Origin of the sequence: Erwinia sp. JH02 (genome assembly GCF_013074405.1) — a bacterium.
Classification (GTDB): domain Bacteria; phylum Pseudomonadota; class Gammaproteobacteria; order Enterobacterales; family Enterobacteriaceae; genus Erwinia; species Erwinia rhapontici.
Map to the genome: position 1 here is coordinate 91,813 of NZ_JABANZ010000011.1, position 24,911 is coordinate 116,723.

At 51.8% G+C, this 24,911-nt stretch carries 21 protein-coding genes and 1 tRNA gene; 21 read left to right on the forward strand and 1 reads right to left on the reverse strand.

Annotation, left to right across the window (positions count from 1 at the left end):
* The first annotated feature begins 437 nt into the window (after positions 1-437).
* The 3 genes from HHI26_RS21435 (at position 438) to HHI26_RS21445 (ending at position 3,710) form a co-directional block, all read left to right on the forward strand.
* On the forward strand, positions 438-1,328 hold the full coding sequence (locus tag HHI26_RS21435; RefSeq protein ID WP_167864485.1) for a LysR family transcriptional regulator: 891 nt from the start codon (positions 438-440) through the stop codon (positions 1,326-1,328).
* 192 nt (positions 1,329-1,520) lie between these two features.
* Positions 1,521-2,579, forward strand: coding sequence for an alpha/beta hydrolase (locus HHI26_RS21440; protein WP_241008329.1), 1,059 nt, complete (start codon positions 1,521-1,523; stop codon positions 2,577-2,579).
* 12 nt (positions 2,580-2,591) lie between these two features.
* Positions 2,592-3,710, forward strand: a complete 1,119-nt coding sequence (locus HHI26_RS21445) for an NADH-dependent flavin oxidoreductase (protein WP_171149673.1) — start codon at positions 2,592-2,594, stop codon at positions 3,708-3,710.
* A 513-nt stretch (positions 3,711-4,223) separates the two neighbouring features.
* Here the strand turns inward: HHI26_RS21445 and HHI26_RS21450 are convergent.
* Positions 4,224-4,299, reverse strand: a tRNA-Asn gene (locus HHI26_RS21450).
* 511 nt (positions 4,300-4,810) lie between these two features.
* On the opposite strand from HHI26_RS21450, the gene HHI26_RS21455 reads away from it, so the two are divergent.
* The 18 genes from HHI26_RS21455 (at position 4,811) to HHI26_RS21540 (ending at position 24,910) form a co-directional block, all read left to right on the forward strand.
* On the forward strand, positions 4,811-5,734 hold the full coding sequence (locus HHI26_RS21455) for a sugar ABC transporter substrate-binding protein (protein WP_171149674.1): 924 nt from the start codon (positions 4,811-4,813) through the stop codon (positions 5,732-5,734).
* Positions 5,735-5,767: 33 nt separating this feature from the next.
* Positions 5,768-7,252 carry a sugar ABC transporter ATP-binding protein gene (locus HHI26_RS21460; RefSeq protein ID WP_171149675.1) on the forward strand — a complete coding sequence of 495 codons (1,485 nt, stop codon included), beginning with the start codon at positions 5,768-5,770 and terminating at the stop codon, positions 7,250-7,252.
* 19 nt (positions 7,253-7,271) lie between these two features.
* Entirely contained in the window at positions 7,272-8,303 is a 1,032-nt protein-coding gene (locus HHI26_RS21465) for an ABC transporter permease (protein ID WP_133843234.1), read from the forward strand.
* 314 nt (positions 8,304-8,617) lie between these two features.
* Positions 8,618-9,535, forward strand: coding sequence for a nitrogen assimilation transcriptional regulator NAC (gene nac, locus HHI26_RS21470; RefSeq protein ID WP_159336953.1), 918 nt, complete (start codon positions 8,618-8,620; stop codon positions 9,533-9,535).
* A 158-nt stretch (positions 9,536-9,693) separates the two neighbouring features.
* The gene (gene cbl, locus HHI26_RS21475) at positions 9,694-10,650 is read left to right on the forward strand and encodes an HTH-type transcriptional regulator Cbl (protein ID WP_133843238.1); all 957 of its coding nucleotides are present in this window, start codon (positions 9,694-9,696) and stop codon (positions 10,648-10,650) included.
* A gap of 105 nt (positions 10,651-10,755) precedes the next feature.
* A complete protein-coding gene (locus HHI26_RS21480) occupies positions 10,756-11,982 on the forward strand; it encodes an MFS transporter (protein WP_171149676.1) in 1,227 nt (408 codons plus the stop codon).
* A 123-nt stretch (positions 11,983-12,105) separates the two neighbouring features.
* On the forward strand, positions 12,106-12,972 hold the full coding sequence (locus tag HHI26_RS21485) for a DUF3289 family protein (protein WP_346775702.1): 867 nt from the start codon (positions 12,106-12,108) through the stop codon (positions 12,970-12,972).
* A complete protein-coding gene (locus HHI26_RS21490; protein WP_171149677.1) occupies positions 12,965-13,459 on the forward strand; it encodes a DUF943 family protein in 495 nt (164 codons plus the stop codon). The genes HHI26_RS21485 and HHI26_RS21490 overlap by 8 nt, the downstream gene beginning before the upstream one ends.
* Before the next feature lie 67 nt (positions 13,460-13,526).
* Complete coding sequence (locus tag HHI26_RS21495; protein WP_171149678.1) at positions 13,527-14,021, forward strand: DUF943 family protein; 495 nt, start codon at positions 13,527-13,529, stop codon at positions 14,019-14,021.
* Between the two features lie 70 nt (positions 14,022-14,091).
* On the forward strand, positions 14,092-14,550 hold the full coding sequence (locus HHI26_RS21500) for a DUF943 family protein (RefSeq protein WP_171149679.1): 459 nt from the start codon (positions 14,092-14,094) through the stop codon (positions 14,548-14,550).
* Between the two features lie 738 nt (positions 14,551-15,288).
* Positions 15,289-16,152 (forward strand): DUF3289 family protein, encoded by an 864-nt coding sequence (locus tag HHI26_RS21505; protein WP_346775703.1) that lies wholly within the window; start codon positions 15,289-15,291, stop codon positions 16,150-16,152.
* The gene (locus tag HHI26_RS21510; RefSeq protein ID WP_171149680.1) at positions 16,145-16,639 is read left to right on the forward strand and encodes a DUF943 family protein; all 495 of its coding nucleotides are present in this window, start codon (positions 16,145-16,147) and stop codon (positions 16,637-16,639) included. Before HHI26_RS21505 ends, HHI26_RS21510 begins: the two co-directional genes overlap by 8 nt.
* Positions 16,640-16,753: 114 nt before the next feature.
* Complete coding sequence (locus HHI26_RS21515) at positions 16,754-17,248, forward strand: DUF943 family protein (protein WP_171149681.1); 495 nt, start codon at positions 16,754-16,756, stop codon at positions 17,246-17,248.
* A 570-nt stretch (positions 17,249-17,818) separates the two neighbouring features.
* Positions 17,819-19,276: an NAD-dependent succinate-semialdehyde dehydrogenase gene (locus tag HHI26_RS21520; protein WP_171149682.1), complete on the forward strand. Its 1,458-nt coding sequence runs from the start codon at positions 17,819-17,821 to the stop codon at positions 19,274-19,276.
* Between the two features lie 493 nt (positions 19,277-19,769).
* Complete coding sequence (locus HHI26_RS21525; RefSeq protein ID WP_171149683.1) at positions 19,770-21,239, forward strand: aldehyde dehydrogenase family protein; 1,470 nt, start codon at positions 19,770-19,772, stop codon at positions 21,237-21,239.
* 43 nt (positions 21,240-21,282) lie between these two features.
* Complete coding sequence (locus HHI26_RS21530; RefSeq protein ID WP_159337293.1) at positions 21,283-21,951, forward strand: haloacid dehalogenase type II; 669 nt, start codon at positions 21,283-21,285, stop codon at positions 21,949-21,951.
* Positions 21,952-21,970: 19 nt separating this feature from the next.
* On the forward strand, positions 21,971-23,248 hold the full coding sequence (locus HHI26_RS21535) for an FAD-binding oxidoreductase (protein ID WP_159337292.1): 1,278 nt from the start codon (positions 21,971-21,973) through the stop codon (positions 23,246-23,248).
* 57 nt (positions 23,249-23,305) lie between these two features.
* Entirely contained in the window at positions 23,306-24,910 is a 1,605-nt protein-coding gene (locus HHI26_RS21540) for an ABC transporter substrate-binding protein (RefSeq protein WP_159337291.1), read from the forward strand.
* Position 24,911 lies beyond the last annotated feature (1 nt).

The window sequence follows — 24,911 nt, forward strand, 5'->3', positions numbered from 1 at the left end:
CATCATGCTGTATTTGTTGCCCAACACTGGCGCGTTGTCGGCGCGGCTGCATTTGGAGAGGGGCCAGGCGTGCTGGTCGCCTCATGCTAGTTGGCCAAACCGAGTACCCTGGGGGGGGGGGATGACGTCCGGCGATTTACAAACCACGCTGATGGGTATCGGAAATCTATCTTGATACGATCTAGTTTCAAAATGACTACAGTTAGTTTCTCAACGTGATTTTTCGCACGATTGGCCCTCTAGCCCGTAAGAAGATGGGATGTCCGCCCTGTGCCAGAAGCGGAAGTTGGTAAGCCTTGGTTCTATTGAGCATTAGTGAGTGCTAATGGATACTTGCCGTGGATGAGGAATGTTGGATCGTTACCAATAGACAAACCTCCACGCCAGGAATTATTTTATAAGTAAGAAATATTAATCCAAAAGAACCTGGTCAATAAATGCGCCGTAAAAATATTAACGATTATCAAGCCTTTATCGCAGTAGCCCGAGAAAAAAGCTTCACAAAAGCGGCCGCTCAATTAGGTGTCTCACAGTCGGCGCTGAGCTACACCGTAAGGACTCTTGAAGCAGATCTTGGTCTTCGTCTTCTTACACGTACCACACGTAGCGTTTCTGTGACAGAAGCTGGCGAACGGCTACTTTCCCGTATAGGACCACACTTTGACGAAATTGAAAGTGAGATCGCCGCGCTCAGTGGATTGAGAGAAAAACCCGCTGGTACTGTGCGCATTACTTCCGTTGAACACGCAGCCGATACAATACTCTGGCCTAAGCTCGCCCCGGTGATGCTTGAATATCCCGATATCAACATTGAAATTATCAGTGAGTACGGACTCAAGGATATCGTCGCTGAACGTTATGATGCCGGAGTTCGGTTGGGCGAACAGGTGGATATGGATATGATTTCCCTGCCGCTTGCCAGGGACTTCCGTTTTGCAGTGGTCGGAGCACCCTCTTATTTCATGGGGAAGACATATCCGGTCACGCCTCGTGATTTAAACGATCATAGCTGTATCAGATTACGCCTGCCCACTCATGGCGGATTCTATACCTGGGAGTTTCGCAAAGATGAGACTGAAATTAAGGTCCGTATTGATGGACGAGCGACTTTCAGCACCATAAATATGATGAGGCAGGCCGCCCTTGATGGGCTGGGACTTGCTTATCTGCCGCTAGATACCGTCGAGGCTTATCTTGAAAACGGGATGTTAGTCCAGGTGCTGACAGACTGGTGTCCACCGCGTCCCCCCTATCATCTTTACTACCCCAGCCGTCTGCAACATTCTCCGGCATTTGCACTTGTGCTCGAAGCACTCCGCGCCCCATAACCTTTGAGCGCTGTTTGTACTGGTCTATATCGAACTCAGTTTCTTATAACCCTATTAATAAAACCTCCTTCTAAGCCCATGCGAAATTAAGCCTCTAATTTCTGAATACTAAAGAGATTAAGATGGCTGCTGAAACAATTTGTGTTCTTTCAGCGGCCAGGGCCGTCATCATGTAAATGAAGGAGTCTTGCAATGAGTAAAAAAGCAGGCGGGTTAAGCCGCCGAAATTTTATCCTGACGAGTTCAGTGGCTTCAGCAGGATTATTGATGGCGGGTCATGTTTCAGCCCTGCTCTCACCAACACCTCGTACATCTGGCACCACGACACACGTAGATGGCGTCACAGTCAGCAGTGTCCTGTTCCGGAACAATGAAATAATGATGTCCGGAAACGTCTATGTTCCCCCGGACTTCAGCGAAAACCGTCAATACGCTGCAATTGTCGTTGTCCACCCAGGCGGTGGTGTTAAGGAACAGACTGCGGGCCTTTATGCCCTCAAACTGGCTAAAGAAGGATTTATCACCCTGGCGTTTGATGCCTCCCATCAGGGGGCTAGTGGCGGATTACCACGTTTTATTGATGATCCCATGAAGCGAGTCGTCGATTTCTATAGCGCAGTCGATTACCTGACCACTCTTCCTTATGTCGATAATAATCGTATCGGCGCATTAGGCGTTTGTGCAGGCAGTGGTATCACGGTTAAAGCATCGATGACGGAACGCCGAATCAAAGCGCTGGCAACAGTCAGTGCCGTAGATGTTGGGGCGGCGACCCGTAAAGGTTGGGAGGGAACAACATCAGAATCTGAACTCATTCCAACTCTGGATGCGGTTGCTAAACAGCGCACAATCGAAGCAGCAGGCGGCGCACCGGTTTATGTCAACTATGTGCCCCAATTGGGTGATACCAGTGCCCCAAAAGATCTTCAGGAAGCTGCGGACTACTATCTAACCGAACGCGGAAAATATCCGACTTCCACCAATCAAATGCTGATGACAAGTATCAGTACGCTGGCATCTTTCACCGGATTTGAAGGGGCGGATGTCTATTTAACACAGCCACTTCTGATTGTAGCTGGTAGCAAAGCTGGCTCGCTCTGGCACAGCCAGGAATTACACAAAACTGCTGCTTCTGTTCAAAAAACGCTGCATATCATCCCAGGTGCGACGCACATGGATCTCTATGATGGTCAGGGTGCAACGGTTGCAGCGAGTCAGCTGGCTCCTTTCTTCAAGAAAAATCTCGCATAGGTATGATTATCCATGAAACAAACTCCACTTCTTGAAAGATTTCCACTGGGTAAAGGTGTGACTCTGCGCAATCGTATTGTTATGGCCCCGATGACGACCTGGGCGGGTAATGATGACGGCACGGTGTCTCATGAGGAAGAAGCATATTATCGTCGACGCGTTCAGGACATCGGGCTGGTCATTACTGGTTGTACACATGTTCAGGAAAACGGCATTGGGTTTACGGGAGAGTTTGCTGCGTATGACGACAAATTTATTCCCGGTTTAAAGCGCCTTGCTATTGCTGCCAAAAGCGGTGGAGCACCGGCAATCTTACAAATATTCCATGCAGGTGTGAAAACCAGCCCTGAACTGGTTTCGGATATTGTAGCTGCAAGCGCTATTACCGGTGACGCCGGTCCTTTCGCACCGTCCGTTACCCCTCGTGAACTGACATGCGCTGAAGTCGAAACGGTTATTCAGGCTTTCGGTGAAGCAACTCGCCGTGCGATTGAAGCAGGATTTGATGGTGTTGAGTTACATGGTGCTCATGGCTTTTTACTTCAGAACTTTTTCTCACCTCATTCCAACCGAAGAGATGATCAATGGGGCGGTTCACTTGAAAAGCGTATGCGTTTCCCACTCAGCGTCATTGAAAGTGTGCTTAATACAATTGCTGAGCATGCAGCCAATCCCTTCCTGATGGGATACCGCATTTCCCTGGACGAGCATTACGAAGATGGGTTGCGCATTGATGAGTCGCTTCAGCTGGTTGACCGACTGGTCGATGAGGGTATTGATTATCTTCATGTATCACTCGGTAATGCACTTGAAGCCAGACCCGTTGATGCACCGAATGGTCCCAAAGTCATCGAAATCGTGTGCGACCACCTTGCTGGACGTATACCTCTGATTGTTGCCGGGCAGTTACGAACACCAGAGCAAGCCGAGGATGCTGTTAAAGCAGGGGTATCTTTGACGGCAGTAGGTCAGGGTATGGTTATGAACCCAGACTGGGTTAAATTCGTAGATGGCAAAGCTGAAGGAAAAATTGCTCTCAATATTGCTGCATCAGACGTAGAGCAACTTGCTATACCCCAGAAACTGTGGCGTGTCATTGAGGATACAACTGGTTGGTTCAACATTCGTTAAATACGGCCTAACCGTAATATGACAATTAGAATCAACTTGTCATTGATTCATTTCAGAACCTGGAAAGTTCTTACATGGCCGGATTTCGGGATTAACTGGGTTACGGCCATGTAAATTTTATCTTATTCCTTTAAGTCCTCTTCAATTCGAGGGCTATTATTTCAGACATAACTTCCGCTCCTCGCTCATAGCAGAAAGTCAGACTTGAGTGTGTTCTACCTCAGAACACTGCCATATCAGGTCTGAACTGATACAGTTAGATTCAGGTTCTTAACGCCAGCGTTAACCCATTTCACCGCCGGTTATGCCGGTCAGATGTTTTATCCTGCGTGTCTTCCGTTCCGAATCAACTTTCGGTTAATCGTTTCCCAACACAACCCGTCCCGCAAGAGTAAATGGCACGCATCCAAAGCGCATCGCTATTTGATGGATAAAATCTGAGCCTGTCAGAGATTCACCAATCACACAAAGCAAAAAGCCCGCTCAGGTTTCCCTGAGCGGGCTTTTCTAATTTGGCTCCTCTGACTGGACTCGAACCAGTGACATACGGATTAACAGTCCGCCGTTCTACCGACTGAACTACAGAGGAATCGTGTGAACGGGGCGCATGTTAACGGCGTGTCCGGGAAATGTCAAAGGCCTATTCCACTCTGTCGGTGCGTTTGCTGGCAAAAGCAGCAGCGTGAGGGTTTTTTATCTTGATTGGACAATCTTCAATCTCTGCGCCAGATCTCACTTTGTAGCGTTTAGCTGGCCGATGTTAGAGGTGTGTCAAATTTTTGTTATTTGCTGATTTTAAAACATGCGTTTCGATGCTTTCATAGTGAAAGTTTCAATTAGCGTTATTATGAAACAAAAAAACTGCTCTGCGGTAACGTAGACGGGGATGAAAGAAGAAGAAACAGTGGGTTGTACATAACGTGTTGTTTTAAAGAGTAAAAGTAGGTCCCGATACACAGTAATAAGAAAGATAGTTTTACCCGAGATAGTCACCCCCTACACTTTAATAAAGCCGTCGGTGAGGGTGTGTGAATGTAAAAGAAATTTTTCATTCGCAGAATCCGTCACCTTCGCAAGCTAACGATAATAAGGGCCTGGACATGAACGTGAAAAAAACAATTTTAGCGTCACTGTTAGTCTGCATGTTACCTGTTACCAGTTTTGCCAAAGACCTGCAGGTTGGCGTCTCTATGGCATTGTTTGATGACAACTTTTTAACGATTGTCCGTAACTCCATCACTAATGAAATGAAAACGGAAGGCGTGAAAGGCCAGATCGAAGACGCCAAAGGTGACGTCGCACAGCAGCTGCAACAGGTTCAAAACTTTATCGGTCAGGGCGTTGACGCGATTATCGTTAACCCGGTGGATACCAACGCCGTTAAACCTATCGTTGATCTGACCACCAAAGCCGGCATCCCGCTGGTGTTTGTCAACCGTAAACCGGCTACCACGCTGACAGGCAAAATGGCGTTCGTGGGTTCTGACTCCGAGCTGGCGGGTCGCTTGCAGATGGAAGCACTGGCAAAACGTATGGATTACAAAGGTAACGTCGCCATCCTGCTGGGTGACCTGGCAAACGAAGCCACGCGTGAGCGCACCAAAGGTGTGAAAGCGGTGGTGGCGAAATACCCTGGCCTGAAAGTGGTTCAGGAACAAACCGCGAAATTTACCCGTAACGATGCCGTTGACGTCACCAGTAACTGGCTGACCGCCGGTGATGACATCCAGGCCATCGCCTCTAACAACGATGAAATGGCTATCGGTGCCCTTCAGGCATTAGGTAAAAACGAGCAGAAAATCCTGGTGGCTGGCGTGGATGGTACCCCGGATGCATTGCAGATGATCAAGAACGGCAAGATGGTTGCCACCGTATTCCAGGATGCCAAAGGGCAGGGTTCCGGCGCAGTTCAGACCGCAGTGAAACTGGTGAAAGGTGAGCAGGTTCAGAAGATCGTGGATATCCCGTTCCAGCTGATCACCAAAGAAAACTATGAAAGCTTCACCAGCAAGAATCTGAAATAACTTTCGCTGAACTCGTAGTACGGAGGTAGTTAAATGACCGCATATGCGCTTGAAGCCGAAGGCATCAGCAAATTCTTCCCGGGTGTGAAGGCGTTAAGTAACGTCTCATTCCGTATCAAGCCGGGAACGGTGCATGCTCTGATGGGTGAGAATGGCGCAGGTAAATCCACTTTAATGAAGTGCCTCATCGGGATTTATCGTCCCGATGAGGGGCAGATTCGTATTAAAGGGGAGCCTGTGCAGTTTACCGACACGCTGGATGCGCTGCGTTCGGGAATTTCCATGATTCACCAGGAGCTTAATCTGGTACCGCATATGACGGTCGCCGAAAATATCTGGCTGGGTCGCGAGCCGATGAAATTCGGCTTCGTTGACCACGGTAAGCTCAACCGTTTAACCAAAGATCTGCTGGTTAAGCTGAATATTCGTCTGCGTCCCGATCAGATGGTGGGCGATCTTAGTATCGCCTCCCAGCAGATGGTGGAGATCGCCAAAGCGGTTTCCTGGAACTCAGACATCGTGATTATGGATGAACCGACCTCAGCCCTGACGGAAACCGAAGTGGCGCATCTGTTCACCATCATTCGCGACCTGCGTGAGCAGGGCAAAGCCATCATCTATATCAGCCATAAAATGGATGAGATCTTTGCGATTACCGATGAAGTCAGCGTATTCCGTGACGGCACCTGGGTGGCGAGCAATGAGACATCGAGCTATACGCGACAGTCGCTGATCACCCAGATGGTGGGGCGTGAACTGACCCAGTTGTTCCCAAAAACAGACAGCAATATTGGCGAAGATGTTCTGACGGTACGCAGCCTGACGCGTAAGGATGTGTTCCACGATGTGAGCTTTAGCGTACGTCGCGGGGAGATCCTTGGGGTGGCGGGTCTGGTGGGTGCCGGACGCAGTGAAGTAATGGAAAGTCTGTTTGGTATGACATCAATAGACAGTGGAGAGATCCTGATTGATGGTGTGCCGACCAAAATTGATTCACCGGCCAGTGCGATTGATAAAGGACTGGCGTTCCTGACCGAAGACCGTAAAAAGTCAGGCCTGTTCCTGGTGCTGTCGGTGATGGAAAACATGAGTATCGTCAAAATGACTGACTACAGCGCCAAAGGCGGCTTCGTCAATCATGCCAACATGGCGAAAGACTGTCTGGAACAGATCAAACGTCTGAATATCAAGACGCCAACCATGGACCAGATCATAAACAACCTCAGTGGCGGTAATCAGCAAAAGGTATTAATTGCCCGCTGGCTGCTGGCACAACCGAAGATCCTGATTCTTGACGAACCTACCCGTGGTATCGACGTCGGCGCAAAAGCGGAAATCTACCGTTTGATCAGCGAACTGGCGAGCCGTGGCGTTGCCATCATCATGGTGTCCTCTGAACTGCCGGAAATTATTGGCATGAGTGACCGCGTGATGGTGATGCACGGAGGACGTATTACCGGCATCCTCAATAAAGAAGAAGCCGACCAGGAAACCATATTGTCGTTGGCGTCCGAGTAAGGGCGTGAGGTAAACAAACATGAGTGATGTGAAAATGACAACGCAACAGTCAGCTGAGACACCGTCGTTCTTTAGTAATCTGAAAGGCAAACTGCCGAAAGATACCGGTATTTTTGTGGTGATGGTCGGCATCGCGCTGATATTTGAGGCCTTTGGCTGGTATGTTCGCGATCAGTCATTCCTGATGAACCCGAACCGCCTGGTGCTGATTGTTCTTCAGGTCGCGATTATCGGTATTATTGCGGTCGGGGTGACTCAGGTCATTATTACCACGGGGATTGACCTGTCGTCCGGTTCGGTGATTGCATTGACGGCGGTGGTTGCCGCCAGTCTGGCGCAAACCTCTGAAAGCCTGTCACCGATGTTCCCTTCGCTGGTGGATATGCCTGCCGCGCTGCCGATTAGCGCCGGGATCGGGGTCGGTTTGCTGTGCGGTATCGTCAACGGCGTGCTGATCACGAAGACCGGTATTCCGCCGTTTATCGCCACGCTGGGGATGATGGTATCGGCGCGTGGTCTGGCACAGTATTACACTCAGGGTAACCCAATCAGCTTCCTGTCCGATGGTTTTACGTCGATTGGTCAGGGTGCAATGCCGGTGATTATCTTCCTGGTGGTGGCGGTGATCTTCCATATCGCGCTGAAACATACCCGCTACGGTAAGTATGTTTACGCCATCGGCGGCAATATGGTGTCGGCGAAAGTCTCCGGTATCAACGTTAATAAATACCTGATCATCGTTTACACCATCGCAGGCGGCCTGTCTGGCCTGGCGGGTGTGGTGCTGGCGGCGCGTGTGAGTAGCGGCCAGTCAAGTATGGGCCTGAGCTACGAGCTGGATGCCATTGCCGCGGCGGTTATCGGCGGTTCCAGCCTGATGGGTGGGGTAGGGCGTATTACCGGCACGCTGATTGGTGCGGTGATCCTCGGTCTGATCAAGAGCGGCTTCACCTTCGTGGGTGTTGATGCCTACATCCAGGACATCATCAAAGGGATGATTATTGTCGCCGCGGTATCGATTGATATGTACCGCAACCGTAGTAAGCGTTAATTCGGGTGGGACCGGGCGGGCCAGAATTCAGGTCCGCCTTTTCCATTAACCTCCTGCACATCCTCAACGCATTTCCTGCACCATCCGCGTGCAACCCCGCAAAGTGACCTGACCTGCCAGACCTCCTGCGTACGCATCATCCCAGTACCCGTAATCAGATTCTCTTATTTTACCGCCTGTTAGCCCACATCCCTGACGCCTTGTCACTATTAGGAAAATTCTGGCACGCCCCTTGCAATTACCCTCGGGTCAGAATGAAAACTTATTACAGACGCCAGCATTACTGGCACTCGGGGAACCGTGACGGAGGCAAAATGAACTTAAGACGACTGAAGTATTTCGTAAAAATCGTCGACATCGGCAGCCTGACTCAGGCGGCAGAAGTCCTGCATATTGCACAGCCAGCTCTCAGCCAGCAGGTGGCAACACTGGAAAACGAACTTGACCAGCAGTTGCTGATCCGCACCAAACGCGGTGTCACGCCGACTGACGCGGGTAAGATCCTCTATGCCCACGCCCGCACTATTCTGCGTCAGTGTGAACAAGCACAGACGGCGGTGATCAACGCCGGGCAGGCACTGGCAGGGCAGGTTTCCATCGGCCTGGCGCCGGGGACCGCCGCCTCTTCGCTGACCATGCCTCTGCTGCAAACCGTACGCGAACAATTTCCGGATGTGCTGGTATATCTGCATGAGAACAGCGGCGCGTCATTAAACGAAAAAGTGATGAGTGGGCAACTGGATATGGCGGTGTTGTATGACCGTTCACCGGCCGCGGGCATCACCAGCATTCCCCTGATGAAAGAAGAACTGTATCTGGTGGGTGCCAGCGCCTGTCCTGGGCAGACTATCGACCTGACCGATGTGGCAGAGATGAATCTGTTCCTGCCGCGTGATTACAGCGCCGTACGTAAACGTGTGGACGAAGCATTCTCTCTGCGTCGCCTCAGCGCACGCATCATCGGTGAAATTGAATCTATCGCTACGCTGACCGCCGCCGTGTCCAGCGGCATGGGAGCGACCGTGCTGCCAGAGTCTGCCGCGCGGGCGTTGGTGAGTTCAACCAATGCCTGGATGGCGCGCATCACCAGCCCTGCGCTGAACCTGCCGCTGTCCTTAAACGTCTCTGCCACGCTGCCCATGTCACCGTCCGCGCTGGCGGTCAAAAACATTCTGTTGTCGCTGCTGAATAATCCAGTGACAGAAGATCGCGAACTGATGCTGGTCAGTTAAATGCCTTTGTGCCGGGCGCGCCATCGCGCGCCTCACTTCCTGCCGCTTCGCCTCCCTTATCGCTAAAAAGCATATAAAACCTCTTTTTATTATTTGTTGCTATCAATGTGCGTCCTTAACATGAAGGAAACCAACAGATAACAGAGGGAGGAGCGCGCGTGAATTTTCAGCAACTTAAAATCATTAAGGAAGCAGCACGCTGCGAGTTTAATCTTACCGAAGTGGCGAATGCGCTGTTTACCTCCCAGTCTGGGGTCAGCCGCCATATACGGGATTTGGAAGATGAACTTGGGGTCGAGATTTTTATCCGCCGGGGTAAACGCCTGCTGGGGATGACCGAACCGGGCAAAGCGCTGCTGACCATTGCAGAACGTATTCTTGATGAAGCGGGTAAAGTGCGTCGCCTGGCCGATGTGTTCACCAACGAATCCAGCGGCGTGCTGACGATAGCCACCACCCATACTCAGGCGCGCTACAGCCTGCCGAAAGTGATTAAAGCGTTCCGTTCGCTCTATCCCAATGTGCGTCTGGAACTCAATCAGGGATCGCCGCAGGAGATTGTCTCCATGCTGGTGGCGGGGGAGGCCGATATCGGCATCGCCAGTGAGCAGGTCGTTAACAACCCGGCGCTGGCTGCCTTCCCGTGGTTCAGCTGGCACCATGCGCTGCTGGTGCCGAAAGGGCACGAGCTGGAGCAGCAGCAACCGCTGACGCTGGCGGCGCTGAGCCGTTATCCGCTGATCACCTATCGCCAGGGGATCACCGGGCGTTCGAAAGTCGACCGTGCGTTCCACGCCGCCAGTCTGAAGCCCGATATCGTACTGAGTGCGCAGGACTCGGACGTGGTAAAAACCTACGTTGAGCTGGGCCTCGGTGTGGGTGTACTGGCCGATCAGGCCTGCCAGCTGGATGAGCATTCGCCGTTGACCCGGCTCGAAGCGCGCCATTTGTTCGAGTCTAATACCGTCTGGCTGGGGCTGAAACGCGGGCAGTTGCAGCGTAATTTTGTCTGGCAGTTCCTGGAGCTCTGTAATGCGAACCTGTCGCTGGAAGAGATCAAACGCCAGGCATTGTCGCTGAACGAAGAAGAACCGGTGATCGACTTCCAGATCTGATTCTGACATGGCGTTGGGTGCAGCTATATACTGACACCCCTGCGTCTTCCGCCTTATCGACTGACGGCCTAAGCTCCGGGTACATTCTATTCGCGAGCTTAAGCCATGACCTCATCTCTTCCCCGTTCTTCCTCCGGCCCGCTTTATGCGCTGGCCTTCAGTATGTTGATCTCCTCAATGGGCAGCAGTATTGCGAACGTCGGTCTGCCGACGCTGGCGGCGGCGTTTGCTGCCACTTTTTCACAAATACAGTGGGTGGTGCTGGCGTATCTGCTGGCGGTGACGGCTTCCGTGCTGGCGATGGGGTGGCTGGGCGATCGTTTTGGTCGCCAGCGGCTGCTGGGCTACGGCGTGCTGCTGTTCAGTGTGGCATCGCTGGGCTGTGGGTTGGCAACGCATATCGGCTGGCTGATTGCTGCCCGCATTCTGCAAGGCCTGGGCGGCGCGATGATGATGGCGAATACGCTGGCGCTGGCGATCCAGGTGTTGCCCGCTGAACGCACCGGGCGGGCAATGGGGCTGCTGGGGACCGTCTCTGCCATCGGCACGGCGCTGGGGCCTGCGCTGGGTGGCCTGCTGATTACGGGTTTCGGCTGGCAGGCGCTGTTTGTGATTAACCTGCCGCTTGGGCTGATCGCATGGGGAATGGTGCAGCATTTCCTGCCGTCTTCTGGCGCGCCGGATGCCGCCATGCCCCGTGGATCGCTGCTGTCGCTGCTGCGTCAGGCGGCGCTGGTACGCGGCCTGTTGCTAAGTATGGCGGTTGCCATGGTGATGATGACGACCTTTGTCGTCGGGCCATTCTATCTGAGCCATGGATTGCAGCTTTCCCCGCGCCAGACCGGGCTGGTGATGGCAGTGGGGCCACTGGTGGCCGCCTTCAGCGGTGTACCTGCCGGGCGTCTGGTGGACCGTCTTGGGGCGCAGTCCACGACGTTAATCGGTTTAGCCGCGGTGGCGGGGGGCTGCCTGTTACTGGCTTTGTTGCCGCCCGGCGCCGGTATTGCGGGTTATGTGGTGGGCCTGATGCTGCTGACGGCGGGTTATGCGCTGTTTCAGGCGGCGAATAATACGGCCTTACTGAAAGGGGCCGATCCGGCACGGCGCGGTCTGGTTTCCGGGTTGATGAATCTGGGCCGGAACCTGGGGTTTATTGCCGGTGCGGCATTAATGGCGGCGGTGTATGCCGCAGCCACACGGTACGGTGATTTTGCTCCTCATCTTGCATCATCCCACGGAATGCGACTGACGTTCGGGCTGGCGGGCGGAATGGTGTTGATCGCCCAGCTTGTCTTGTACGGGCACGGCCTGCGCCATCCTCAACGGCAGTAAGAATGCCGACTGGTGTAAAATCTGATTTATTGTGCAGAATGAAAATTCAGGGAAAAACCAGGCTATATTAGGCGCTCTCTATTCCCCTACATGATGAAGGGGTAAAGCAAAAGGAGTTGCTCTGTGTCAGAACAATCGTTTGATCCCAATACGCTGTTTAAGCAGCCTGCCATTTCTCTTCCCTATCGTCTGTTTACATCCGCAAACCGCATGGATGAATACAGTGCCGATGATATGCGCTATGGCGACGTGTCAGAATCTCGTCTGAAAACCGATTTCAAGCTAAGGGACGTTTCCGCAAGGGTAAATCCTTACACGGGTGAGAGGATTACCGCATCGCGTTTCACTCTCTTTAATCAGTGGGCATCACAACCGCTTTCAGTGAAAGAACGATCGGATATTTTATTTGATGAGTTTCGTGAGTTATCGAGGGTGTTTTCATTTATTGGTCCTTATCGCGGCCTGATCGAGAAGTTAATTACCCATATGCAGACAGGTAATGGCAAGGTATTTAGTAGCCACTTGTTAGATAGTGCGTATAAGGAGCAGGTAGTGAACGACTTATCAAGAAATAGTTCACTTCTGAAAATAAAGAAGACGCTATCGAAATTTATAAATTGGGAGGTTGGTCGCTACGATAACAAAAATAAATACAAGTTTTTCGAGAGTATGGATAAAATGATTTTACCAAAATTCAATAAGTGGGTGGATAGAATCAACTCACTCACGATCAGCATTCATGATGTGTGGGCAACTAATATTTCTTTAAAGTCTCTTGTGATCGACGGTGATAACTACTCTGCTACAATTCATTATCGGGCCCAGGATCATTTTGGGCTGGATTCCAAAGATGTTTTGAACCCGGTTTACAGGCAGTTTAGAATTTTTCGCATCTGGTTTTTACTGCAACATTATGAAAAATACTCATATAAGCCATTTATTACAGAGATGAACACTACCATCACTATTACAGGTAATCGCTATGATTAATTCAAAAATAAAGACGAGTCGGCAACGTTTTGAAAAAGTCGTGCCGGCTACTGTCATTTTGGTTGCCGCTCTTATCATACTGTATTTTTTCCTCATGCCAGTGAAAATTGTCAGTACTGTCCGCGAATGGAATGAGGGTTATTTTTTTGTGAATAACTTTCCCATGACGGCTAAAGCGAGAATTGCATGGTGGGAAGAGAATAAAGAAGTTTTAAAGGAAAAATACAATATGCCATTTATTGGCAGTGATAAGCAATGGATGGTGTTAATTGGTGAGGCAGGCGAGGGTTTTCAATTTCGGCCGAAAACAGACAAAGCCGATGATTATCTTTGTTTTGACAGTCTGAAGCCTGGCGCCAATTGCGCCGAAAAAAAATGGCTGTTATGGATATCTCACTACAACCAAACCGATACCAGTTACACTACGGATGATAGTGAATATATTCAGCGTGGCGAGAACGCTGAAATTAAGCGTGTTGATGATTGATTTTATTTATGTTGGCCGATTGATAGCAAGGATACGTCGGTCGGTTAAGAAATAACAGGTAGTCGCTATGATTAATTCAAAAATAAAGACGAGTCAGCAACGTTTTGAAAAAATAGTGCCGGTTACTGTCATTTTGGTCACCACTGTTATCATACTGTATTTTTTTCTCAGGCCAGTGAAAATTGTCAGTACTGTCCGCGAATGGAATGAGGGTTATTTTTTTGTGGATAACTTTCCCATGACGGAAAAAGCGAGAATTGCATGGTGGCAGGATAATAAAGAGTTATTAAAAGAAAAATATAACATGCCGTTTATTGGCAGTGATAAGCAATGGACGGTGTTAATTGGTGAGGCAGGTGATGGTTTTCAGTTTCTGCAGCACAGGGCCAGCGATAATGACCTTATTTGTTTTGACAGTCTGAAGCCTGGCGCCAATTGTGCCGAAAAAAAGTGGCTATTATGGATATCACACTATAACCAAACCGATACCAGCTTCCTTACGGGTGATAGCAAATATATTCAGCGTGGCGATAACGCTAAAATTAAGCGTGTTGCTGATTAAATTTATCGCTGTTAACCGATCGATAGCAAGGATATGTCGACCGGTCGGTTACTGTTATCTATGGTCTGGGATGATGAAAAAATATTATCTATTGCTGGTTTTAATCGCGGGTGTATATGTGTTTTCCTGGTTTCAACGCCCGGTCAATATTGTCAGTTTCGTACGGGAAGGAAGTCGTATTTACCTTTTTGTGGAGCATTTCCCCATGACGGATAAAGGTCGGATTGCATGGTGGTTGGATAATAAAGCGTTGTTGATAGAAAAGTATAACGTGCCATTTATTGGCGGTAAATACTACTGGTCGGTATTGATTGGTGAGGCAGGCGATGGTTTTCAGTTTCTGCAGCACAGGGCCAGCGATAACGACCTTATTTGTTTTGACAGTCTGAAGCCTGGCGTCAATTGTATCGAAAAAAAATGGCTGTTATGGATATCGCACTACAACCAAACCGATACCAGTTACACGACGGATGATAGTGAATATATTCAGCGTGGCGATAACGCTAAAATTAAGCGTGTTGCTGATTAATCGATAATGCTGAGATTAATCCGTAGTGGCGGACTCTCTTTTTCGGTCGTCCTGTAAGGGGCTTAACGGCCAGGTCAACGTCAAGGGCGTTTCGCTTTCCCGCTGCGCGCGCTGAGCGACCCAGGGTGGGCAGTCGCCACCACCCTGGGGACCCGGGCTTTGCGGCAGGCGCTGCGTCCACTGCGTGGATACATTCGTCTGCTTCGTTCACCGACGGAATGGTCGTGACGTCATGTCGTGGCGGCTTTAAATCTAACAGCGAGCACTCTCTTGCGGGGATGGGGCCAGTTTGAGGTAAGCCGGACGTCACGCGACAGGACGTCGCGTGCCGAGGCCCGCAGGGATGCGTCTTTTGCCGATCCGGCGTGCTCAAACTGGCCCCGGACCTGAAGCCAGACTGCCAGCCATTAATATTGCAGGGGCTCCCTCAGTGGTCGATCTTCCGTTTTGGTCGGCCAGCAACGCGGACCTGACCCATGGTACACATCATCATTACGGGCCGATCGAAAAAATGATCGACCCGCCACCCCGGCAGGCCGGGGACGGGCGGAATGGTGGTGATCGCCCAGCTTGTCTTGTACGGGCACGGCCTGCGTCACTCTCAACGGCAGTAAGAATGCCGACTGGTGTAAAATCTGATTTATTGTGCAGCATGAAAATTTACGGAAAAACCAGGCTATATTAGGCGCTTCTCTATTCCCCTACATGATGAAGGGGTAAAGCAAAAGGAGTTGCTCTGTGTCAGAACAGTCGTTTGATCCCAACTCGCTGTTTAAGCAGCCTGCCATCTCTCTTCCCTGCCGTCTGTTTGAAACTATCAAGCGAATGGACGAATACAGTGCCGAGGATATGCGCTATGGCGACGTGTCAGAATCTCGTCTGAAAAGCGATTTCAATCTAAGGCTCGTTTCCGCCCTTGTCGATCCCTACTCAGGCGAGAAGATGACGGCATCGCGTTATGATCTTAATCATTGGGCACCACGGCCGCTGTCTGTGAAAGAACGAACGGATATTTTATTTGATGAGTTTCGCGACTTATCAACGATCTTTTCATTTACGGGTCCTTATCGCGATCTGATTAAAAAATTAATCACCCATATGCAAATAGGGAATGGCAAGTTATTTAGTAGTCACTTGCTGGATTCTGCGTATAAGGAACAGATAGTGAACGACTCATCAGAAAATAGCTCGCTTCTGATTATTAAAAATACATTGACTAAATTTATTAACTGGGATTTAGGGCAGTACGATAGTGAAAATAAACACCAGTTTACGAGAAATATGGCAAAAATGATTTTGCCAAAATTTAACAGGTGGGTAGATAGAATAAATTCGCTTACTATCAGTGTACATGATGTATGGGCCACCCATATTACACTAAAATCTCTGGTCATTAAGGGGAATCATTACTCTGCTGTGATTCATTACCATGCTCAGGACCATTTTGGACTGGATTACAAAGATGTCCTGCATCCGATTTACAGGCAGTTTAGAATTTTCCGTCTCTGGTTTGTACTTCAACATTATAATAAATTTTCATTTAAACCCTTTATTACAGAGATGAATACCACCATAACAATAACAGGTAATCGCTATGAATAAGTCAAAAACAAACACCAGCCAGCAACGTTTTGAGTATATAGTGCCGGTTACTATCATTTTGGTCACCACTGTTATCATACTGTATTTTTTTCTCAGACCAGTGAAAATTTTCAGTACTGTCCGCGAATGGAATGAGGGTTATTTTTTTGTGGCTAACTTCCCAAGTACCGCTAAAGCGAGAATTGCATGGTGGGAAGAGAATAAAGACGTGTTAAAGGAAAAGTACAATATGCCCTTTATCGGCGGTAAATATCCGTGGCAGGTGTTAATTGGTGAAGCCGGTGATGGGTTTCAGTTTCTGAGCAACAGGGCCAGCGACAACGACCTTATTTGTTTTGACAGCCTGAAACCTGCTGCTAATTGTATCGAGAAAAAATGGCTGTTATGGATATCACACTATAACGAAACCGATACCAGCTACCATACGGATGACGAAAGATATATCCAGCGTGGCGTTAATGCTGAAATTAGACGTGTTAAGAGATAAAGCGGTCTTGTCTGGATAGCAGAAAGCAGCTATTCGGTTGATATTATAACTGGCCTGATATGACGATTTTCATCGTTGGGCCATTTTCGTGCATCCTGTCAGAAGGAAACAGATATGGGCATAGTAGAGAAAATGGGGAAAAATCAGCGAGTAATAAAATCGGTTTTAGTGATCTCGTTGCTTATCATTTTCTTTCTCCTGTTGTTCCTGTTTCTCAGGACAGTGAAAATTGTCAGTTTCGTACGGGAAGGAAGTCGTATTTACCTTTTTGTGGAGCATTTCCCCATGATGGATAAAGGGAGAATTGCATGGTGGCTGGAAAATAAAGAGTTATTGAAAGAAAAATATAACTTGCCCTTTATTGGCAGTAAATACCCGTGGACCGTGTTAGTTAGCGAAGTAGGTGATGGGTTTCAGTTTCTGCAGCACAGGGCCAGCGACAATGATTTGCGCTGTTTTGACAGTCTAAAACCTGGTGCTAATTGTATCGAAAAAAAATGGCTGTTATGGATATCGCACTACAACCAAACCGATACCAGTTACACGACGGATGATAGTGAATATATTCAGCGTGGCGATAACGCTAAAATTAAGCGTGTTGCTGATTAATCGATAATGCTGAGATTAATCCGTAGTGGCGGACTCTCTTTTTCGGTCGTCCTGGTTCTCTGCGCTTCCTCAGCGCTGCTGAATGCCGCCTCAACGTCAAAATCCAGGTCAAAACCTAAAAATTTTGATTCGAATCAATCCGCATAGATTGTCACGTGGTGGTGGTTTTAAAACCGACAGCGAGCAGACGTTCTGCGGGGATGGGGCCAGTTTGAGGTAAGCCGGACGTCACGCGACAGGACGTCGCGTGCCGAGGCCCGCAGGGATGCGGTCGTTGCCGATCCGGCGTGCTCAAACTGGCCCCGGACCTGAAGCCAGACTGCCAGCCATTCATTTTTGTGGGGATCCTTCAGTGATCGCCTCCTGGATCAGACCTGGACGCCGTTGAGGTTTTAAAACCGAGCGCATCAGCAGTGACGGAAGATCATAAAATCAGCCCCCAATACCTCAACGGCATAAAATTTCGTTTCCCGCAGCAAAACACGCGCCACCACGCATCGGCCCAAACGATAACGCAGCATTGCCTGCGCCTCCTCCGCTAAAGTGAAATGAACTTATTAAGGAGACGCTATGCTCGCACAACGTTTACAGGATGCCACTCTGCTGCGCCAGCAGGCTTATTTTAACGGACAGTGGCAGGATGCTATCAATGGCGAAACCCTGCCGGTGATCAACCCGTCTACCGGAGATGTGCTCTGTACCATTCCGTCGCTCGGTGCTGAGGAAACCGAACAGGCGATTGCCTTTGCCGATGCGGCGCGCAAAAGCTGGGCAAAAACACCGAATGCGCAGCGCGCACTGCTGTTGGAAAAATGGCATCAGCTGATCCTCGACAACGCCGACGACCTGGCGATTATCATGACCGCCGAGCAGGGTAAACCACTGGCAGAAGCCAAAGGGGAAGTGCTGTACGGTGCAGGGTTCGTTAAATGGTTTGCTGAAGAAGCCCGCCGCATCTATGGCGATACCATCCCGGCACCGAGCGACGACCGCCGTATCCTCGTGCTGAAGCAGCCTGTTGGCGTGGCGGCGGCGATTACGCCGTGGAATTTCCCGATTGCGATGATCACCCGCAAAGTGGCCCCGGCGCTGGCCGCAGGCTGCCCGATCATTGTTAAACCCTCAGAGCTGACGCCGCTCTCGGCGCTTGCCCTGGTGGAACTGGCCCAGCGAGCAGGTATTCCCGCAGGCGTATTGCAGATTGTCACCGGGCTGCCGAAAGCCATCGGGGAAACCCTGACGGGCAGCCGCACGGTACGTAAGATCTCCTTCACTGGCTCAACCCGTATTGGTCAGCTGCTGATGCAGCAGAGCGCCGACAGCATTAAACGTCTGAGCCTGGAGCTGGGGGGCAATGCCCCGCTGATCGTCTTTGATGATGCGGATCTGGATATCGCCATCAGCGGCGTAATGATGAGTAAATTCCGCAATGCCGGGCAGACCTGCGTCTGCGCCAACCGTATCCTGGTGCAGCGCAATATCTATCCGCGTTTTGCCGAGCGTCTGCTGGCCGAGGTGGCGAAACTGAAAGTCGCCGACGGATTCACCGAAGGCAGCACCATCGGGCCGCTGATCAACCAGGCCGCGGTGACTAAGGTGAACAGCCATATTGAAGATGCCCTCAGCCACGGTGCAGAACTGCTGGCGGGTGGCATCAGCAACGGGAACGGCACGTTTGTGATGCCAACGGTACTGGGTGACGTCACCAGCGCCATGCGTATTGCCCATGAAGAGACCTTTGGCCCGGTCGCACCGCTGTTTATCTTCGATACTGAAGAGGAAGCGATTGCGATGGCGAATGACACCCCCTTCGGTCTGGGGGCTTATTTCTTCACCGAAGATATTCGCCGTGCCTGGCGCGTAGGAGAGGCGCTGGAGTTTGGCATGGTTGGATTTAATACCGGATCGGTTTCGCTGGAAGTGGCGCCGTTTGGTGGGATTAAATTATCGGGTGTTGGCCGCGAAGGTTCACGCTACGGCATCGAAGAATATTTGGAATCTAAAGCCTTCCATTTCGGCAGCCTGTAACTTACCCGTCATACTTCAAGCCGCAGATGCGTTGGCTGCATTCATTCACCCCAGTCACTTAGTTATCTAAGCGCCTGGGGATTCATTCACTTGCCGCCTTCCTGTACCAAAAGTAGGCCCCCTGAGGGGACTCGAATTATTTAAGGTAAGGATAAGGATTCATCTTTAAAAAGGCCCGCTACCCATAAAGGTGCGGGCCTTTTTTTATCTGTAATACCTGCACTTAACGGAAAACTGACACATTCACCGCTCTTATTTGGTGCAAGTTTAGTACCGAATTCACCGCAGTGGTGCATCTTTTTTGTGATGAAAATCATCTATTTAATTACTCGGTTTATCTGGAAAAAAACACCCTTCATTACGGCAGAAAATTTTTTTGCACCCGCTTTTACGCATTATTATTTTTTTGCGTGAGTGGCATACTTTCTGCATTGCTTAATACAAATGAAATAACTAAGACCAAAAAGTTCTGGTCTCCATTAAGGGTCTATTCATGCTCAGTTTCGATCCCGACAAAATAGCGTTACCGGCAGGACACTTCATTAATGGTCAGCATCTGACCGGTAAAGGTGAGGCATTAACCGTTAACCGTCCTTCTGATGGTTTACGTGCCGCAGAACTGTTTGAGGCCGATGCCGCGCTGGTCGATGACGCCGTGAGCAACGCTGATCGTGCGGTGCGCGACAGTGGCTGGGCATCCTGCCCACCACGCCAGCGCGGCGCGGTGCTGAAGCGCTGGGCCGATCTGATTGCCGCTGACCCGTTGCTGGCACAGTTAGAGTCTCTCGGCTCCACCCGCCCGATTCATGACGTGGTGAACCACGAAATTCCCTTTACTGCTGAAGCGATCCGCTTTTATGCCGAGTGCGCCGACAAATACAGCGGCGATGTGCTGCCGACCCGTGATGCCAGCCTGGGCATGCTGGTGCCGGAACCTTACGGCGTGATCGGTGCGATTACCCCCTGGAATTTCCCGCTGTCGATGGCCTCCTGGAAATGTGGCCCGGCGCTGGCAGCAGGAAATGCCGTGGTGCTGAAGCCTTCAGAACTGACCCCGTTTTCAACCGTACGTATGGCCGAACTGGCCATTCAGGCGGGTCTGCCTGCGGGCGTGCTGAACATCATCCAGGGTGGCGGGGCGGTGACGGGCAGCTCGCTGGTGGCCCATCCGCTGGTGCGTAAAGTCTCCTTCACCGGGTCAACCGCTACCGGGGCACGCATTATGAGCGATGCCGCGTTTAACGGTATGAAACCGGTCACGCTGGAACTGGGTGGCAAAAGCCCGCAGCTGGTGTTTGACGACTGTGGGGATATTGATGAAGTGGCCGGACGTATCCTGCGCGGCTTCACCGCCAACGGTGGGCAGGCCTGCGTGGCGGGCACCCGTCTGATTGTCCAGCGCGGCATCCACGATGCGCTGATTAGCAAACTGATTGAGCTGTGCCAGGGCTTCCGCGCTGGCGTGACCTGGAACGACGCCAGCCGCTATGCGCCGATGATTGACCGCCGTCAGGCGGAAAAAGTGGCCTCTGTGGTGAGCAGCGCTCGTCAGCAGGGGGCTGAAGTGCTGGTCGGCGGCGAGCGTTTTGCGGATACCGGTGAAGGCTACTTCTGGCAGCCCACGCTGCTGGCCGTCAGCGGCAACGATAACCCGGCGGTACAGGAAGAGATCTTTGGCCCGGTACTGACGGTGCAGATCTTCGACGACGAAGCCGAAGGCCTGGCACTTGCCTCCCATCCGACCTACGGCCTGTGCGCCGGGGTGCATACCAAAAATATCGACCGCGCCCTGCGCGCGATGCGCGGTATTGCTGCCGGGACCGTATGGATCAACCGTTACGGCCGCTCCGGCGACTTCATTATTCCTACCGGGGGCTTCCATGGCTCCGGCATCGGCAAGGATCTGGGCCGTCAGGCTTTTGAGGCCTGCCAGCGCTATAAAAGCGTGCTGATCGATTTCTGAAACCTGTTTTCATCCCTAAACCGAACTCTGTAGAGGTAGCGTAATGGCTGTGTTCAAACCGAAATACATCACCTTCGATTGCTACGGCACGCTGATCAACTTCGATATGGCCGGTGCCGCCGCCGCCATCTTCGCCGATCGCGTCAGCCCGGCTCAGATGGTGGCGTTTACCACCGACTTCTCGAACTATCGCATGGATGAAGTACTGGGGGCGTTCAAGCTCTATCCGCTGGTGGTGGCCAATGCGCTGTACCGCACCTGTAACAAGTGGGGCGTGGAGTGTACGGATCAGGACTGCGCTGACGTGATGACCGCCTGTGCTACCTGGGGCCCGCATCCTGATGTGCCTGCCGGCCTGGCCATTGTGGCGAAAGAGTTCCCGCTGGTGCTGCTGACTAACTCCACCGATGCGCTGATCAAGAACCATATTCCGCGCCTGGGCGCACCGATCCATATGACCATCACCGCCGAAGAAGTCGGTGCCTATAAGCCGCAGATGAAAGGCTTTGAGTACATGCTCAACAAGCTGAACTGTGGCCCGGAAGAGATCCTGCACGTTTCCAGCAGCCTGCGTTACGACCTGATGACCGCCTACGACCTCGGCATCAAAAACAAAGTGTTTGTTAATCGCGGTCACGGCCCGGGCAACCCGGCCTATGAGTACAGCGAAATCACAGATATTGGTGGTCTTCCGGGCGTCGTCGGGCTGTAAGCCTCAGAGGAGCAGGGCAATGAAACTGGAATCATTCTGGCAGGCAACGGCACCCGCTTTCACCGGTGCGGCAACGGGCGACCTGCCAGCCACTGCCGATGTGGTGGTGATTGGCGGCGGCTTTACCGGCATCTCAGCAGCACTCAACCTCGCCCGCAGTGGCGTGAAAGTGGTGGTACTGGAAGCGGGTGAAGTAATGAGCCAGGCCTCCGGCCGTAACGGCGGCCACTGTAATACCGGCGTCGCGCAGAACTTCTCAGCCCTGGTGGAGAGCCAGGGCGTGGAGCAGGCCACCCGCTATTACCGCGCTTTTGCCGATGCGGTGGACTATGTACAAAGCGTGGTGGCGAGTGAGCAGATCGATTGTGATTTCCGCCGCTGCGGCAAGCTGAAGCTGGCAAGCAAAGCGTCGCATCTGCCGTCACTGGTCGCGGCGTGCGAAATGATGAAACGCCACGTTGACCCGGATGTGGAAATCCTGAGTGCCGATGAGGTGAAGCGCGAAATCGATTCGCCGCAGTTCCATGGTGCGCTGTTACAGCGCCACGGCGGCCAGATGCATATGGGCAAGTTTGGCGTCGGCCTGGCGGAAGCTGCCGCCCGTGCCGGAGCCGCGATTTACCCGCACAGTGCGGTCACCGGCCTGACGCGTCTGAGCGGGTACCGCCACCGTGTGAGCACCGCTAAGGGCGATATTATCGCGGACAAAGTGCTGATGGCGACCGGTTGTTCGAACATGGGCCCGTTTGACTGGTTCCAGCGCCGCATTATCCCCGTGGGCAGCTTTGTCGTGGTCACCGAGCCTCTGGAGGAAAGCCTGCTTAACCGTTTACTGCCGGGTGACCGCACCTACGTCACCTCGCTTAACCTGGGCAATTACATGCGTACCACCGCCGACCGTCGTCTGGTGTTTGGTGGACGCGCCCGCTTTGCCATCAGCAGCCCGACATCGGATGCAAAAAGTGGCGACGTGCTGAAAGCCGGAATGCAGAAGATGTTCCCGGCGCTGGGCAATGTGGCGATTGATTACTGCTGGGGTGGACTGGTGGATATGACCGCCGACCGTCTGCCGCATGCGGGCGAACAGGACGGGGTGTTTTACTCGCTGGGCTACAGCGGGCATGGCACTCAGATGTCAGTGTGGATGGGCCGCGTGATGGCCGATCTGATAGCAGAGAAAAGCAACGAAAATCCGTGGCAGCGCAACAGCTGGCCAGCGGTACCCGGTTACTTCGGGAAGCCCTGGTTCCTGCCGGTAGCAGGACTGTATTACAAAGTTAAAGACAAAATGTCCTAAATAAGAACATATCCGTTCAGGGTAAACGTTACTAACAACGATTTTGAGGGTGTGCAAATGAGTAAATTTCGCAAAGAATTTAGCCGTGTTAACCCGAATTTGACCCAGGCGATTACGGATGTCGCAATATCCCGACGCGGCATGATGAAGCTGCTGTCAGCAGGCGCGGTGATGAGCACCGGTCTGATTGGTTTTCCGGAATTCAGCTTTGCCGCTGAAGCCCCGGTGAAGGGCGGCAAACTGCGTGCGGCTGTCGCCAACGCCTCCGCCAGCGATACGCTTGACCCGGCGAAAGGCAGCAACAGCGGCGACTACTGCCGTCAGTTTATGTTTTATAGCGGTCTGACCGAACTGGATAAAGAACTGAAAGCGCAGCCTGCGCTGGCGGAATCCATTACCAGCAGTGATGGCCTGAACTGGAACGTGAAGCTGCGTACGGGTGTCACCTTCCATGACGGTAAAACGCTGACTGCCACCGACGTGGTCTACTCCCTCAGCCGCCATAAAGATCCGGCAGTGGCATCAACGGTGATCACCCTCGCCAGCCAGATGAAAGAGATTAAGGCCGTCAGCCCGTCTGAAGTGCAGATCACGCTTGAGCAGCCAAACTTCGACCTGCCGTCGATTCTGGCGACCAGCTCCTTCCTGATTGTGCAGGACGGCACCAAAGACTTCAGCAAAGGAATGGGGACCGGGCCGTTTGTTCTCACCTCGTTCCAGCCGGGTGTACGTACCGTCGGCACAAAAAACAAAAACTACTACAAACCGGGCCTGCCTCACCTCGACGAAGTGGAGCTGATGGGAGTGACCGATCCGGCAGCACGTGTCAACGCACTGATGTCGGGCGACCTGCATATCGTCTCTACGCTGGGCGCAAATGATGTGAAACGCCTGCGTCAGAACGGTAAGTTCAACATTCTGGAAAGTAAGTCCGGTATGTACAGTGACCTGATTATCCGTACTGACCGTACCCCGGGCAGCAATCCTGACTTCGTGCTGGCAATGAAGTATCTGCAACCGCGTGAAATGATTGTGAAAACCGTGCTGCAGGGCTTTGGCGATGTGGGTAACGACACCCCGGTTCCGCCCTGGCATCCGATGTTCAACAAGGATCTGCCGCAGCGTCCGTTGGATCTCGACAAAGCCAAATTCCACCTCAAAAAGGCCAATATGGTCGGTGCGAAAATCGAGATCATCACTACCCCGAATATCGAAGGGGCAGTGGAAGGCGGCCAGCTGTTACAGCAGATCGCGCGTTCAGCCGGACTGAATGTGGCCGTACGCCGTGTGCCGTATGACGGTTACTGGTCAGCCCACTGGATGAAAGATCCTATCGGTTACGGCTCGGTCAACCCGCGCCCCACGCTGGATATGCTGTTCTCCCAGTTCTACTTCTCCTCCGCCCCGTGGAACGAGTCTGGCTGGAAAAATGCACAGTTCGACCAGTTGGTTACCGCCGCCCGTGGCGAAAGCGACCAGGGCAAACGCAAGCAGATGTATGGCGACATGCAGAAACTGGTGTACGACAACTGCGGCACGCTGATCCCGGCCTTCATCAGTTCGATGGACGGCTGTAGCAACAAAGTGAAAGGGGTTGAAGCGATGCCGTCAGGCATGATGATGGGCTATCGCTTCCACGAGTATGCCTGGCTGACGTCGTAAA

What these genes read in the sequence shown, in the direction of transcription:
- HHI26_RS21435 (WP_167864485.1), top strand. Translation starts at nt 438, where the DNA reads ATGCGCCGTAAAAATATTAACGATTATCAAGCCTTTATCGCAGTAGCC.
- HHI26_RS21440 (WP_241008329.1), top strand. Translation starts at nt 1,521, where the DNA reads ATGAGTAAAAAAGCAGGCGGGTTAAGCCGCCGAAATTTTATCCTGACG.
- HHI26_RS21445 (WP_171149673.1), top strand. Translation starts at nt 2,592, where the DNA reads ATGAAACAAACTCCACTTCTTGAAAGATTTCCACTGGGTAAAGGTGTG.
- HHI26_RS21455 (WP_171149674.1), top strand. Translation starts at nt 4,811, where the DNA reads ATGAACGTGAAAAAAACAATTTTAGCGTCACTGTTAGTCTGCATGTTA.
- HHI26_RS21460 (WP_171149675.1), top strand. Translation starts at nt 5,768, where the DNA reads ATGACCGCATATGCGCTTGAAGCCGAAGGCATCAGCAAATTCTTCCCG.
- HHI26_RS21465 (WP_133843234.1), top strand. Translation starts at nt 7,272, where the DNA reads ATGAGTGATGTGAAAATGACAACGCAACAGTCAGCTGAGACACCGTCG.
- nac (WP_159336953.1), top strand. Translation starts at nt 8,618, where the DNA reads ATGAACTTAAGACGACTGAAGTATTTCGTAAAAATCGTCGACATCGGC.
- HHI26_RS21480 (WP_171149676.1), top strand. Translation starts at nt 10,756, where the DNA reads ATGACCTCATCTCTTCCCCGTTCTTCCTCCGGCCCGCTTTATGCGCTG.
- HHI26_RS21490 (WP_171149677.1), top strand. Translation starts at nt 12,965, where the DNA reads ATGATTAATTCAAAAATAAAGACGAGTCGGCAACGTTTTGAAAAAGTC.
- HHI26_RS21495 (WP_171149678.1), top strand. Translation starts at nt 13,527, where the DNA reads ATGATTAATTCAAAAATAAAGACGAGTCAGCAACGTTTTGAAAAAATA.
- HHI26_RS21500 (WP_171149679.1), top strand. Translation starts at nt 14,092, where the DNA reads ATGATGAAAAAATATTATCTATTGCTGGTTTTAATCGCGGGTGTATAT.
- HHI26_RS21510 (WP_171149680.1), top strand. Translation starts at nt 16,145, where the DNA reads ATGAATAAGTCAAAAACAAACACCAGCCAGCAACGTTTTGAGTATATA.
- HHI26_RS21515 (WP_171149681.1), top strand. Translation starts at nt 16,754, where the DNA reads ATGGGCATAGTAGAGAAAATGGGGAAAAATCAGCGAGTAATAAAATCG.
- HHI26_RS21520 (WP_171149682.1), top strand. Translation starts at nt 17,819, where the DNA reads ATGCTCGCACAACGTTTACAGGATGCCACTCTGCTGCGCCAGCAGGCT.
- HHI26_RS21525 (WP_171149683.1), top strand. Translation starts at nt 19,770, where the DNA reads ATGCTCAGTTTCGATCCCGACAAAATAGCGTTACCGGCAGGACACTTC.
- HHI26_RS21530 (WP_159337293.1), top strand. Translation starts at nt 21,283, where the DNA reads ATGGCTGTGTTCAAACCGAAATACATCACCTTCGATTGCTACGGCACG.
- HHI26_RS21535 (WP_159337292.1), top strand. Translation starts at nt 21,971, where the DNA reads ATGAAACTGGAATCATTCTGGCAGGCAACGGCACCCGCTTTCACCGGT.
- HHI26_RS21540 (WP_159337291.1), top strand. Translation starts at nt 23,306, where the DNA reads ATGAGTAAATTTCGCAAAGAATTTAGCCGTGTTAACCCGAATTTGACC.